Source organism: Acidaminobacterium chupaoyuni, from assembly GCF_047936785.1.
Taxonomy (GTDB): domain Bacteria; phylum Bacillota; class Clostridia; order Oscillospirales; family Butyricicoccaceae; genus Acidaminobacterium; species Acidaminobacterium chupaoyuni.
On record NZ_CP176394.1, the window covers coordinates 89108 to 102986 of the forward strand.

General features: G+C 52.5%; 14 protein-coding genes. 2 read left to right on the forward strand and 12 right to left on the reverse strand.

What is annotated here, in order from left to right:
* Nucleotides 1–448: 448 nt before the first annotated feature.
* Nucleotides 449–1867 carry a pyruvate kinase gene (pyk, locus tag ACJA3I_RS00385; RefSeq protein ID WP_458862796.1) on the reverse strand — a complete coding sequence of 473 codons (1419 nt, stop codon included), beginning with the start codon at nt 1865–1867 and terminating at the stop codon, nt 449–451.
* A gap of 231 nt (nt 1868–2098) precedes the next feature.
* Between pyk and ACJA3I_RS00390 the strand changes: the two genes are divergently transcribed.
* A complete protein-coding gene (locus tag ACJA3I_RS00390) occupies nt 2099–2653 on the forward strand; it encodes a zinc dependent phospholipase C family protein (protein WP_458862797.1) in 555 nt (184 codons plus the stop codon).
* 174 nt (nt 2654–2827) lie between these two features.
* On the opposite strand, the gene gdhA is transcribed toward ACJA3I_RS00390, so the two are convergent.
* Nucleotides 2828–4174 (reverse strand): NADP-specific glutamate dehydrogenase, encoded by a 1347-nt coding sequence (gene gdhA, locus ACJA3I_RS00395; RefSeq protein ID WP_458862798.1) that lies wholly within the window; start codon nt 4172–4174, stop codon nt 2828–2830.
* Nucleotides 4175–4641: 467 nt separating this feature from the next.
* On the opposite strand from gdhA, the gene ACJA3I_RS00400 reads away from it, so the two are divergent.
* The gene (locus ACJA3I_RS00400; protein WP_458862799.1) at nt 4642–5148 is read left to right on the forward strand and encodes a GNAT family N-acetyltransferase; all 507 of its coding nucleotides are present in this window, start codon (nt 4642–4644) and stop codon (nt 5146–5148) included.
* Nucleotides 5149–5316: 168 nt separating this feature from the next.
* Here ACJA3I_RS00400 and ACJA3I_RS00405 read toward each other — a convergent pair whose 3' ends face one another.
* The 10 genes from ACJA3I_RS00405 to flhA form a co-directional block, all read right to left on the reverse strand.
* On the reverse strand, nt 5317–5799 hold the full coding sequence (locus ACJA3I_RS00405) for a helix-turn-helix domain-containing protein (RefSeq protein ID WP_458862800.1): 483 nt from the start codon (nt 5797–5799) through the stop codon (nt 5317–5319).
* A 152-nt stretch (nt 5800–5951) separates the two neighbouring features.
* On the reverse strand, nt 5952–6146 hold the full coding sequence (locus ACJA3I_RS00410; protein WP_458862801.1) for a hypothetical protein: 195 nt from the start codon (nt 6144–6146) through the stop codon (nt 5952–5954).
* A 312-nt stretch (nt 6147–6458) separates the two neighbouring features.
* Nucleotides 6459–7265 carry a chemotaxis protein CheW gene (locus tag ACJA3I_RS00415; protein ID WP_458862802.1) on the reverse strand — a complete coding sequence of 269 codons (807 nt, stop codon included), beginning with the start codon at nt 7263–7265 and terminating at the stop codon, nt 6459–6461.
* A 56-nt stretch (nt 7266–7321) separates the two neighbouring features.
* On the reverse strand, nt 7322–8233 hold the full coding sequence (locus tag ACJA3I_RS00420) for a chemotaxis protein (RefSeq protein ID WP_458863804.1): 912 nt from the start codon (nt 8231–8233) through the stop codon (nt 7322–7324).
* Nucleotides 8234–8350: 117 nt separating this feature from the next.
* A complete protein-coding gene (locus ACJA3I_RS00425) occupies nt 8351–8839 on the reverse strand; it encodes a chemotaxis protein CheD (protein ID WP_458862803.1) in 489 nt (162 codons plus the stop codon).
* On the reverse strand, nt 8836–9459 hold the full coding sequence (locus ACJA3I_RS00430) for a chemotaxis protein CheC (RefSeq protein WP_458862804.1): 624 nt from the start codon (nt 9457–9459) through the stop codon (nt 8836–8838). The genes ACJA3I_RS00425 and ACJA3I_RS00430 overlap by 4 nt, the downstream gene beginning before the upstream one ends.
* A gap of 7 nt (nt 9460–9466) precedes the next feature.
* Nucleotides 9467–10198: a flagellar hook-basal body protein gene (locus tag ACJA3I_RS00435; protein ID WP_458862805.1), complete on the reverse strand. Its 732-nt coding sequence runs from the start codon at nt 10196–10198 to the stop codon at nt 9467–9469.
* Nucleotides 10199–10228: 30 nt separating this feature from the next.
* The gene (locus tag ACJA3I_RS00440) at nt 10229–10975 is read right to left on the reverse strand and encodes a flagellar hook-basal body protein (protein ID WP_458862806.1); all 747 of its coding nucleotides are present in this window, start codon (nt 10973–10975) and stop codon (nt 10229–10231) included.
* A gap of 25 nt (nt 10976–11000) precedes the next feature.
* The gene (locus tag ACJA3I_RS00445) at nt 11001–11798 is read right to left on the reverse strand and encodes a sigma-70 family RNA polymerase sigma factor (RefSeq protein ID WP_458862807.1); all 798 of its coding nucleotides are present in this window, start codon (nt 11796–11798) and stop codon (nt 11001–11003) included.
* A 26-nt stretch (nt 11799–11824) separates the two neighbouring features.
* Nucleotides 11825–13879: a flagellar biosynthesis protein FlhA gene (flhA, locus tag ACJA3I_RS00450; RefSeq protein ID WP_458862808.1), complete on the reverse strand. Its 2055-nt coding sequence runs from the start codon at nt 13877–13879 to the stop codon at nt 11825–11827.

A 13879-nucleotide genomic window follows, 5' to 3' on the forward strand; every position in this document is an offset into this window, starting at 1 on the left:
CGCCTTTTGGTTTTTTATTTTTACCGATCTGCGCCGCGTTGTGCCGACGCTTTTTTATTTCACGGTTTCAATTTTCATCAAATTTGTTGTTCCGGCCACGCCCAGCGGCCACCCCGCCGTCAGCTTTCCCCCAAAAAGCCACAGGCTTTTTCGGGGGCCCCCTATGATAGAACAGGGGCGGATGCGATCCGCCCCTGTTCCTTCAGCGCGCCCGCGCCGCGCGGCTTTCGCCGCGTTGTGCCGACGCTTTTTTATTTCACGGTTTCAATTTTCATCAAATTTGTTGTTCCGGCCACGCCCAGCGGCCACCCCGCCGTCAGCTTTCCCCCAAAAAGCCACAGGCTTTTTCGGGGGCCCCCTATGATAGAACAGGGGCGGATGCGATCCGCCCCTGTTCCTTCGGCGCGCCCGCGCCGCGCGGCTTTCGCCGCGTTGTGCCGACGCTTTTTTATTTCACGGTTTCAATTTTCATCAAATTTGTTGTTCCGGTCACGCCCAGCGGCCACCCCGCCGTCAGCACAACTTTATCGTTTTCTTCCACCAGCCCGCCGGCTTTTGCGGCGGCAATGGCTTCATCAAACAGCGCGTCTGTGTTGTCACGCTCTTCGATCATCAGCGGGCAGACGCCCCAGACAAGGCTCAACCTGCGGCAGCTCTTTTCACTGTTGGTGCAGCAGACAATGGGCACGGAGGGGCGGAATTTCGAGATCATGCGCGCCGTTCTGCCCGTTTTTGAAACGGGGATGATGGCGCGGCAATTCAGTGCGGCCGCCGCTGTGCAGGTGGCATAAGAGATGGCATCGGTCACAGTGGGTTCTTTTTCTTCTTCACGCTGGCGCAAGCGGCCCACATAATTGATGCTTTGCTCGGCATAAGCGGCAATGGCGGCCATGGCCTTCACCGCTTCTTCGGGATATGCCCCCGCGGCGGTTTCGCCCGAAAGCATGATGGCTCCTGTGCCGTCATAAACGGCGTTGGCCACATCGGATACCTCTGCGCGGGTGGGGCGCGGGTTCTTCATCATCGAATCCAGCATCTGTGTGGCGGTAATGACGATCTTGCCCAGGCTGTTGGCTTTTTTGATCAGCGTTTTCTGAATGGCGGGCAGCTGCTCAAAGGGGATCTCCACCCCCATATCGCCGCGCGCCACCATCACGCCGTCGGCCGCTTCCAAAATTTCATCGGCGTTCGACATGCCTTCGGCGTTTTCGATTTTGGCGATGATCTCGATATCGGCCTGTTCCCTTTTTAAAATGCGGCGGATCTGCATCACATCTTCGGCGCTGCGCACGAAAGAAGCCGCGATGAAATCATAATCGTTTTTCACGGCGAACAGAATATCTTCTTCATCCTTTTCGGAAAGATAGGGCATCGAAAACCGCACATTGGGCAAATTGACCCCTTTTCTGTCGGAAACCGGGCCGCCGTTGACCACGCGGCAAATAATATCTTTGCCGCTGACTTCTTCCACTTTCAATTCGATCAGGCCGTCATCCAGCAAAATTGTGGCGCCGCCGCCGATATCCTGATAAAGCTTTTCATAAGAAACACAGCATCCCGATTCATCGCCGGGTTTTTCTTCGCCGCAATGCAGGGTGAACAGCTGCCCTTTTTTCAGCGTCACTTTGCCCGCCGCAAATTTCTTCAGGCGGATCTCGGGCCCTTTCGTATCCAGCATGGTCGCCACCGGCAGCCCCAGTTCTGCGCGGATGGCGCAGAAACGGTCATATCTGGCCTGCTGTTCTTCATGCGTGCCATGGGAAAAATTAAACCTTGCCACGGCCATGCCCGCTTCCATCATGCGGCGCAAGATCGCCGGATCATCGCAGGCCGGGCCCAAGGTGCAAACAATTTTTGTTTTTCTCATAATTTCCCCTTTCTTTTCCGTGTGCCATTAAAATTTCAAAAAATTCCCCGCGCTTCACGGCCGCGCGGCGGAAAGATCTTCCTTATTTCAATCGTAGCACTGCCGCATACTTCCGTCAAGGCAATGACACGACTTTGCAAATTCTTCACAATTCCATCATATTCTTCACATATTTGCCCGTTATACTCACATCATAGAAACATGAAAGGCACATTCAGTGAGGTGAATCGTATGCTCCCTCTTCCGCATATCCGCATCGCAAACCATGTTCGCCGCGTTTTGGAATCGCGTTATTCTTATAAAGTTTCGGCGTTCCCTTTTGTCTTGGGCAGCATCTATCCCGATTTCACTTATAAAACCTTTCATTACAAGCATAACATTTTAGACGCGCTGCGCGAAGCGCGGCTGTTCAGCCGCATTGCGGCCGAGGCCGGTTCTTTCCGCCGCAGCTTTCAATTGGGCGTCATTTGCCATTACACCGCAGATTCTTTCTGTGATGCCCATATCATGCCCCAGAATTACAGCAAGATACAGCACCTGCTTTATGAAATTCGGCAATCGCGCGCTTTCCGCCGCGGTTTGACAGATGCCGAAAAATCGGCCATGAACAGCGGTGATCCGTTCAAATCGAAAGATCTCCATGGGTTCATCCGCCGCTATCGCGATTTTCTCAGCCGCCGCCATTCTTATAAAGAAGAATGCGACGCCGCCGTGCAGGGCAGTGTTTCTTTATTGAAAAGCCTGCTCAAAGCCATCCCCGGTGGGAAAACCGCTCAAGTTTGCTAACTCATCTCATTCTCATATTTTTCTCTCTTCATCTCATACAAAAAAAGCAGACAGAAAACTGTCTGCTTTTTTTGTATGCTTTTTTCAAAAGGGAACGCGGCATCGCCCGAAAGCAACGCCGCGCTCAAAAGGTTTTCGGCCGCCCGGGGGCAGGCCCGCAAACCGATGATTCGCTTAGATCAAGCCCTGAGCCATCATGGCTTCGGCAACTTTCTTGAAGCCTGCGATGTTAGCGCCGGCAACCAGATCATAGCCCATGCCGCATTCTTCGGCAGCCTTGGCGGATTCGTCATGGATGCTCTTCATGATATGATGCAGTTTTTCATCCACTTCTTCGGGCTTCCAGCTGTAACGAGCGGAGTTCTGAGCCATTTCCAAAGCAGAGGTTGCTACGCCGCCGGCATTAACAGCCTTGGAAGGAGCAACGATCTTGCAATGTTCCTGCAGATAAGCCAGAGCTTCGTTTGTTGTGGGCATGTTAGCAACTTCGATATAATACTGCAGGCCGTTCTTCACCATCTCTTCGGCTTCTTTCATGCCGATTTCGTTCTGGTAAGCGCAAGGCATAGCAATATCGAATTTTTCGCCCCAGACTTTTGCCTTAGGAACGAACTTCACGCCGAATTTATCAGCATAATCCTGAGCGCGGTCGCGGCCGGAAGCACGCATCTCGAGCAGGTAGTTGATCTTTTCGGGTGTTACGATGCCATCGGGATCATAGCAATAGCCGTCAGGGCCGGAAATTGTGACAACTTTGCCGCCCAGCTGAGCAACTTTTTCGCAGACGCCCCAAGCCACATTGCCAAAACCGGAAACGGCAACAGTCTTGCCCTTCAGGTCTTCGCCGTAATGCTTCAGAACTTCAACCAGATAATAAGTTGCGCCATAGCCGGTCGCTTCGGGGCGGAAATAGGAACCGCCGTAAGACAGGCCCTTGCCGGTCAGAACGCCGTTTTCCCAGCAGCCCTTGATGCGCTTATACTGGCCATACAGATAGCCGATTTCACGGCCGCCAACACCGATATCACCGGCGGGAACGTCAACATCGGGGCCGATGTGGCGATACAGCTCGGTCATGAAAGCCTGGCAGAAACGCATGATTTCTGCATCACTGCGGCCGCGGGGGTCGAAATCGCTGCCGCCCTTAGCGCCGCCGATGGGCAGGCTGGTCAGGCTGTTTTTGAAGGTTTGTTCAAAGCCCAGGAACTTCATGGTATCCAGGGTTACAGAGGGGTGGAAACGCAGGCCGCCCTTGTAAGGCCCGATCGCGCCGTTGAACTGCACACGATAGCCGCGGTTCACATGAACTTCGCCCTTGTCGTCTGTCCAGGTTACACGGAATTCGATGGTGCGTTCAGGTTCGCACATTCTTTCCAGCAGGCCCATTTTTTCATATTCGGGATGCTGTTCTACTACAGTTTCGATGCTCTTAAAGACTTCTTCGACGGTCTGAATGAACAGGTTTTCGCCGGCATTGCGTGCCTTAACATCATCCAGAACTTTCTGCATGTAAGCGTTCATTTTAACTGCCTCCTCATATGTGTGTGAATATCCGTTTTTAGGTTTACCCACTGACCTTTAGTTTAAATCCCAGCCATTAAATTGTCAAGTGACGGGCGGCGGCCCTTTTTCCTTCAATAATTCCTGAATTACGCAATTTATCCCATCATTTTCCCACCCAAGCTTCAATAATTTTCGTTCTCGGTTTCTTTTCTGGCTGATTCTGCATTTTTTTCGGCATGGCGTTTTTTTCGTTTTTGCCTTGATTTCTTCACTTTTTTCATAAAAACCTCAAATGCCCCCGCGTGTGGTTTTTCCGCCGAAAAGTGTGTTATTTTTTTGGCATTCTCGCGGGGGTTTTCGTAAAAAAGTGCGTTATTTTTTTGGCATTCTTCCGCGCTTTTTTGCTGCCCGATGCGCTGTTTTTCTTGCGCCCTTTTTCGGGCGATGCTATACTGTTTGAAACAAAGATGATAAGAGGGATCGTTATGGAATTCTTTATTCGGCCGGTGGAAGCAAAAGATGCCGCCGCTTTTTCCGAACTGCGCAGGATGCCCGGCGTTTTTGAAAACATTTTGGGCATTCCTTCCGAGCGCACCGGGCAAAACGAGGATTTTTTGAATTCGCTGGGCCCCAACAACCACCAGTTCGTGGCCATCGCCCGCGAAGACGACGGCGCGGAGACCCTGATCGGCAGCATCGGCCTGACCGTGTTTTCTCAGCCCCGCAGGCGCCACTGCGGCCATATCGTCATCATGGTTCACCGCGATTATCAGGGCATCGGGGCGGGAACCGCGCTGATGCAGGCGGCGGTGAATCTGGCCGACCGCTGGCTGATGCTGCATCGGCTTGAGCTTTCGGTGTTCGCCGATAACACCCGCGCCATTGCCCTTTATGAAAAATTCGGCTTCGAAAAAGAAGGCTATCTCCATGGTTCCGCCATTCGCGACGGCCAATATGCCGATGAATGGATCATGGGGCGCATCCACCCTTAAGCGCGAAACAGACCGGTTTTGCGCCGATATTGAAAATTTGCTTTCCGAAAATCAGATCAGCCGCCCCACGAACCGCAAAAGGTCCGGGGGGCGGCTGTTTTCATCCGTCGTTTCATTTTTGCTGCGCCAGGCACAGGCCGCGGATAGCATCCGCCCGGTTTGCCGGGTTTAGCATCTGTGCAGAAATGCTCTGATCTTCAGCGCATATCTGCTTGTCATCATAACGCCTACGATCATCATGCCAAAGGTGATGCCCAGGCACAGGCCGCCCAAAAAATGATCTGCGTGGCCGCTGAACAGCAGCGCCATATAAAGAACAGCCGCCGCCAACCCGCCGATAAACAAAAGATGCAGCCGACCGGTGAGTTTTTGTTTTTCTTCATTGCTGTAATCCGCAACCTTCAGCACGGTTTCTTCCAATTCTTTATTCATCTTCTCGCTTTTCCTCTCTCCATCCAGCAATTCGCGGAGATCGACCTCACAGTATTCGGAGATCCGGATCAAAATATCCAGATCCGGCATATTGCTTCCTGTTTCCCATCTTGATACCGTTCTGCGGGAAACATTGAATTTTTCCGCAAACTGTTCCTGGGTGATGTTTTTCTCTTTGCGAAGCTCTTTCATAAAAGTTCCGATTTTGATTTGATTCATCGTTGCTGCGTTCTCCTTTCCGTGGATAGAATAGCATCGGTCCGGCCGAAAGAACAGGACATCAAGCGAGCAATGCCCGGTTATTTTGCCATGGGACACACAATGTCTCCCCCCATCGGCCCGGCCAGGCCGCCGGTTGTCACAGGCCGCCGTCAATCTTCTTTATATTGCCGCCAGAGATAAATGCCAAGGCCCGGAACAAGGGAAGCAAGCCCCAACACAACAAGCCAGCCGAAAAGCGCCGCCCCATTGTCGCCGCCCTGTTTTGTCAGGCGGTAAGCTGTGCCATAAGCGAAAAAGCTTTGCACCACGGTGATGATCGGCCAGACAAAAACGATAGTTTCCATGCTTTTCTCCTTTTTCTGTTTTGCTTTTCTCTTTTCGCAGCAGGCAATCCCTTTCTGTTCTCACTGTATCATGCGGGCCAAAATTTGTAAATACGGCCGCCTTGGCGGCAAAAAAGAGGCACCCAAAACGGATGCCTCTTTCCTCTGTTTCACCGGCCGCAAGCGTATGCAGCTTTCTTTTTCATCTTTTTGCGCAGGGGGCATCTGCGCAGTCTGTGCAGCCTGCGCAAGCTTTCTTCCCACATCTTCCCCGCATAAAAATCGGGCTGCAAGAAAAGCCCTTCTCTGCCGCTGCAAAAAAGGAGCGATCTCTTATAAATTCAGCAGCACCTCTTCATCCAAAAGGATCACATGGCTTCCATCTGCCATTTCACCCACAGAAGTGGTATAGCGGTTGCAGTTTTGTTTATTCATGGCGCGAATGCCGCTTATCCGCTCTGCGGAATGGATCTCATCCACCAAAAGCCCCACATTTGTCGTTCCATCCGATAAAGCAATGCACATTTTGCGGGAGTTTTCCCCAAACGCTTCCATGGTGCAGTCGATCAGTTCAACGATCTGTGTTTTATAACCTTCCGCCGTGTCGATGAGCTGGCTCAATTGTTCTTTGGAACAATTGCCCTGTGTTTGAAGTTTTTTATAGCTTTTGGCCAGGAGGTGAAGTTCCTCATGGGGCCTTTCGATCTGGCTCAGAACGGATTTGATCGTTTGCGACGGCGCTTCATAGGCGTCATACCACTTGCCGAAGGCGCAAAGATGCGGATCATCCGCCAAAGAGAAATCCTGAAGGCTCAAGACGCATTTTTTAAATTCTTCCACCCATCTGATGTGTTCGTTTCTGCGGGTTTCCAGCATCAGCGAGAATTCTTCCTGTTCCGCATCGATAGATCGCAGACCGAAAAGAAGGCGCATGCTCACCAGCGGAAGGATCATCCCTCTCAGGGTGATCACCCCTAAAACAGACGGGTCTGTCTGGGGAACTTCGGTGATCTTCTGCTGCACCTGAAAGATCGAATCGATGTAACCGGATTTTACCGCATACTTTTGCCCGGCCAGCGACAAAGTAAGCCAAAGGTCGTCGCTTGCATGCGTCGTTTTATTGTTATCTGGCTCTTTCATAACCCGAATCTCCTTTATCCTTTTGTGGCATATATTCAAAAACCGCTGCCGCGAAATCAGTCCGCTGTCGTCAACCGATCGACAACGCCCACCAATTTGGCGATCTCAGGTTTCGTGATCTGTTCATCCGCGCCCAGCTGTTCGCCTTTGATGCGCACCTCTTCGCTGATGAGCGAAGAAAACAGGATCACGGGAATATTTTTAAGCACGGCATCGGATTTCACAAGCTTTGTGAGCCGGTGTCCGTCCATCAGCGGCATTTCGATATCGCTGATGATGCACGCCACATGAGATTTGATCTCGTCGCCCGATTCTTTGATCTCTGAAAGGAAGGTAAACGCTTCCTGCCCGTTATTTGTTTTAATGGTGTTCTCATAGCCGGCGCGATGCAGCGATTGCACGATCATTTTCGAAAGCATCATCGAATCTTCCGCGATCAGGATCGGCTTTGTGCTTCTGCCGCGGGCGCCCATGGCTTCAATATCAGAAAGCTGGATGCCGGTTTCCGGGCTGATATCGGCCACGATCGCTTCAAAATCGAGAATGGTGATCAGGCGGCCGTCATATTCCGCAATGGCGGTGGCAACGCCTTCTTTCCCGCCGTAAATGACCGCATCAGGCTTTTTCATCTGGGCCCAGGAAATGCGGTCGATGCCGACGACGCTGTGCACATGGAACGCAAAATCCTGATTGTTGAAATTCGTAACGATAAAAAGATCCCGTTCCGGGTTTTCGGATGCCGGCAGGTTCAGATAACTGGCCAGGCTGATGACCGTAAGGACCTTATCCCTCGGCTTAAAGATTCCCTCCACATCCGGATGGGCTTTTTGCATGGGTTTGATCGGCATCATCTGCAGGATCTCGCGAATTTTCGCAACATTGATGCCATACACTTCACCCCCTATGGTGAACTCCATGATCTCCAACTCGTTCGTTCCTGCTTCCAGAAGTATTTCATTCTGCTTCATATCATTCACAGGCTCACGTCCTTTCAACTTCTTATGCAGTTCCTGTCTCGGCAGCGCTCTGTTTTTAATTATTCTACAGAAAGGCGGAAACGCAACAGGCGAAAAGAAATCATCTGTTCAATATCTCCATTCGCCTTTATTGACAGATTTGATGAGCATGCTTCCATCCTCGGAAAAAAGCGTCTGTGTGCGCCCGTAATCTTTGCCGGTATCTTCGGCGATGATGGGGATGTGAAGCTTTTGCAGTTCCGCCTTCACGGCAAGAACATTGCGCTGCCCGATGTTGGAAAGCGACGAATTGTTCACGCAGGCGAACATCTGCGCGCCGCCCGCGATCTTCGCCTTTAACCGCGCAGGTCTTGCCCCCGATTGCTCCATCAGGCGCACAAGGCGAATGATCGCCGTATCCGCAAACTTGTCTTCTGTTTTCCCCACCGGCGAAAACCCGCTGCTGGATGGAAGCATGATATGCGACAGCCCCGCCACTTTGGCCACATTGTCATAAAGGCAGATCCCCACGCAGGATCCAAGCGCATAGGTGATCAGCGAATCGCCGTTTTTCGCCACATTCAAATCTGCGATTCCCACTTTGATAACTTGATTCATCCATCCAGCCCCAAACTTGCCATAATTTTTGCCAGGGACTGCGTTTCGGGGATCAATAAAACATGGCTGCCCGCGTGATCGGTCTTGTGGTTGAACTCATCTTCTATAAAAATGATCTTGTCGCTGATATCCGCATAATAGATCGCGGGAACGCTGAGGATGGCGCCCACCATGTCAACGCAGAGGTCGGGAACCGTGATGTTGATTTCCAGCCCCGTTAAAGAGGCTATGGCGTTCACATAAGAAGCGGCCATGATGTTGCCCACCTCCATGATGGCCGATCTGCTCATCTCATCAAGCTCTGTGCCGATCTGAAGCGTTCCGCCCGTCAGTTCCTGCAGCACCATATGAGCAAACTCTTTGTGAAGCAAAAACATGATCATGCCTGTCACATCGCCCGTCAGCGACAGCATCAGCCCCACCAGTGCGTTTTCGGCGCCGCCCAGCTGTTCCACAACGCTTTCATAATCAAGCACTTTGATTTTGGGCACAGCGATGTTCACCGGTTTATCCAGCATGGTTGACAGCGCCGACGCCGCGTTGCCCGAACCGATGTTGCCGATCTCGCACAGTGCATCCAGCTGGATCGCATTGAGTTCACTATAATCTTGAAGCGGCATGTTCCCCCTACTTTCTCAACCCGTTCACGGTCTGCTCGTTTTCATCCGCCACCTGCACGACACGCGCGCTGATCTGATATGCGCGCTGCGCCTGGATCAAATTCAGCATTTCATCGGGAAGCTTGACGCCCGATCGTTCCAAATATCCCTGGCGGATGTTTTCCGCGCTGTTTTTGACCGCCTGAGCATTGCCGGATGTCTGCGTGGCGGCATATCTGTTTGCGGAAACCGGCTGCAGTCCATTGGCATTGGCAAATTCCACCAGACCGATCCTTTGGGGCAGTGTCTCATAAGAATAGCTGCCTGTTTTCGCATCGCGCTCAAGCGCGATCTGTTTTCCGTTTTTATCCAGAACAAATGCGCCGTCCTGCGTGACCAGATAGGCGTTTGCGCCCGTGATGCTCACGGAAAAACAGCCATCCCGCGTATATTGTTTCTCCCCGCCGTTTTCCACGGCGAACCATCCGTTCCCCGTCACCGCAAAATCCATCTCGCTGCCGGTTTGGGAAAGTTCGGCCATTCCGCCCGCGATGCCGGTGGAAACGGCGCGCACCCCATGGCCGCTCAGCGGCTTTTTGTCTGTGTTTGCATACATTTCGCCGTAAAGCAGGTCTTCAAAAGCAAGGGTTTGCGGCTTATAGCCATAGGTGTTGACATTGGCGATGTTGTTTCCGATGACATTCAGCGATTCCTGATAGGCCATCAGGCCGGAAACACCGGCATGAAATGCGGTTTTCATTTTATCTGCACTCCTTTATCCGCTTGAAGATTAAACTGCGGCGATCTGTGTGGCTTTTCGCGTCATGGCGTCATCGATCTGCAGCGCCGCGCCGCAAATTTGAAAAGCCCTCTGCGTTTCGATCAGTGCGGCGAGTTCCCGGTTCAGATCCACATTGGATTGTTCCAGCTTTTTTTGCAGCAGCGTGGAAGAGGGGCTTCTCTCCAGCCCGCCGCTTTCCAGCCGCAGCAGCCCGTTTTCCGCTTTTTTCAGCACTGCGTTTCCGGAAGGAACGGAAACCCTGATCGTTCCGATCCGCCTGCCGTCTGCCCCGATCATTTCGCCCGTCGGCTCCACCGTGAAATCGGAAGTGCCGGGGCGCAGATATCCGTTCTGCCCCATCACACGCCCAAAGCCCGGCAAAACCAGATATCCCTGCGCATCCAGATCGAAGCTGCCGCCGCGTGTCAGATATTCGTTTCCCGCGGCATCCGCAACGCTGAAAAAGCCGTCGCCCGCTATTGCCATGTCGCAGGATCTGTCGCTTTCCACAAGCGTGCCCTGCTGCAGTTCCAGCTGCACATCCGCAACGGCGGCGGCCGTCGCGGCCGCGGGGCCGATCGTGTTTTGCCGCCGCGCGTCTTTGCGCGTGAGAAGTTCCTGTTCAAACGATGATGTGACCATCCGTTCCGCGCGGTAACCCGGCGTTTGCGAATTGGTCAGGTTGTTGCCCGCCACATTGATTTCATGCTGCCTCGTCAAGATGCCCGAGGCAATCGTATAATATCCGGAAAACATTGTTTTGCCCTCCTAAAAAATCAGATCAGCCAAGGTTGTCGAACCCGCGTTCTTTCATTGAGATCATCAGTTTTTCCAGTGCTTTTTTGCGGATCTGGGAAACGCGCTGGGGCGAAACATCCAAAACCTCTCCGATCTCCCGCAGATTCAGATTTTCATAATAATATAAAGCCACCACTTGCTTTTGTTTGCCTTCCAGCAGATCGATGCTTTCGGCCAGCGCTTTTTGAAGCTCGCCGCGAACGATCTTATCGATCACTTCACCTTCCACGGAATGGGTCTGCTGACGGTATCTGCTCTCGGCCGCGGATTCTAAAAGTTCTTCAAATGAAATGGTATCGATAACGGCGATCTCCATGGCGCATTTGCCCAGTTCGCCTTCGCTGATGCCAAGATATTCCGCCAGTTCCCGTTCGGCCGGCTGTCTTCCCAGCTGCTGTTCCAGCGCGGCCCGCGCGCGGACGATCTTTTTGCGCATTTCCCACAGGCGGTTGGATAGCCAGTTTTGCTTTCTCAGATATTTCAGCATGGCGCACCGAATGGCCATATAGCTGTATGTATCGAAACTGGCGCCGCGGTCGGGGTCATAGCGCTCGATGCATTCCATCAAAGCCAGCACGCCCTGATCGAAAAAATCGTCATAGGGAATATTGGAGATCAAGATCGTGCGCATGCCCCAGATGGCGGTATTCACATATTGCAGATAATGCATCACGAGCTGATTGCGAAGTTCCAGGCTTCCGCTCTCTTTATATCTCAGCATCAGTTCCTCGGGATCTGCCGCCCGCACTTCTTTGATCGCCTGGCTTTCAAATGTGGCCATCCTGTTCTCTCCTTTCTTCCATATGCTCAGAACCCGATCGTTCCCAGCGACTGAATCTGCACGGTGCTTTCAAGATCATTGAACGACAGCACCGTTATATTGGGGAAAAACTGATTGAGCAGTTTTTTAAAATAGATGCGCACCACGGGTGAGGTCAAAATCACGGGTTCCGAAACGAGTTTCTTCATTTTTTCCAGTTCCGCCGAGGTGCTTGCGATGATCTTCTGAATGGTCATCGCATCCAGCGAGAGATAGGAACCGGCTTCGCCGCGTTTCAGGTTTTGGATGATGGTATCTTCCACCGCGCTATCCAGATTGATGACCTTCAGATGCCCGCTGGTGGAATATCTGTGGGTGATCGTGCGTTTGACCGCCTGTCTTACATATTCCGTCAGCACATCGCAATCTTTGACGCTGGGCGCATAATCCGAAAGCGTTTCCAAAATCACTTCCAGATCGAAAATCGGAATGCCTTCGCGAAGCAGATTGCGCAGCACACGGTGCAGGTCGTTCAGCGATACCACTTCCGGCACGGTATCCTCTACGATGCTGCTGTTGGTCTTCTTCAGATTTTCCAGCATCTTTTTCACTTCCTGCCGCGACAAAAGCTCATGCGCATGCTGGCGCAAAAGCTCTGACAGATGCGTGATGATCACAGAGGAGGGGTCGATCAGCGTATATCCCAGCGTTTCCGCTCTGGCCCTTTTATCGTCGCTGATCCATTTGGCGGGAAGCCCATAGGCGGGTTCGGTGGTCTCTATGCCGTCAACATCATCTTCGGCGCTGAGCTGCTCGGGCGCCAAACCCAAATAATGATCCACCAGGATCTCGCCCACCGCGATCGGTTCGCCGCGCAGCAAGATCTCATATTGGTTGGGGTTTAAATTTCCGCTGTCTTTCAGCCGGATGGAGGGGATCACCATTCCCATTTCATCGGCGAACTGTTTTCTCAGCATGACGATGCGGTCAAGAAAATTCCCGCCGCTTTTTTCATCCACCAGCGGCAGCAGGCTGTATCCGACCCCTACGCCGATCGCATCCACAGACAGCAGCGCATAAATATTATCGAGATTTTTATAATAGCTCACTTCACTGGTGATCTCTTCCACCGGCTGGGCGCTGATTTCCGCAGCGGCCAGCGCCGCCCGGCTTTTTCTTCTCAGGGCGATCCCCAGCGAAAGCAGCAGCGCAGAAACCAGAAGCGTTTCGATGGGCGGGAACCCGATCAAAACCAAAAGCGGAATGGCCGCGCCCGATATGATCAAAACGATGGGCTGGGAAGTAAACTGCCTGACGACATCGCTGTTCAGGTCGGATTCCGATGCGGATCGGGTAACGATCATGCCGGTGGCAACAGAGATCAGCAGGGCCGGGATCTGGCTCATCAGGCCGTCGCCCACCGTAGAGGTGGAATAAACGCTGACCACGGTTTGAAAATTGCCGCCGCTGATCGCGCCGACGATCATGCCGCCGATCAGGTTGATAAAGGTGATGATGATCGAGATGATCGCATCGCCCTTGACGAACTTCGACGCGCCATCCATCGAGCCGAAGAAATCGGCCTCGCGCTGTATTTTCCGCCTGCGCTCCTGCGCCTGTTTTTCATCGATGATGCCGGAACTGAGATCGGCGTCGATGGCCATTTGTTTGCCGGGCATCGCATCCAGGGTGAAACGCGCGGAAACTTCCGCCACGCGTTCCGCGCCCTTCGTGATCACGATGAACTGCACCAAAACGATGATGAGAAAAATCACCAGGCCCACCACCACATTGCCGCGGATGACGAACTGGCCGAAAGTTTTGATCACTTCCCCCGCATATCCGTTTTTTGTAAGGATCGAACGGGTGGAGGATACATTGAGGCTGAGGCGCAGCAGCGTCGTGATGAGCAGCAGCGAAGGAAAAATCGAAAATTCAAGCGGCTCTTTGATATACATTGTCGTCAGCAGGATCACCAGCGAAAGCGTGAGGTTCATGATAAACATGAAATCCAAAATGGGGGTGGAAAGCGGGATGATCAAAATCGCAAGGATCAGGATCACCAGCGCCGCAACGCCGTTATTTAAAAACTTCAGATTCAT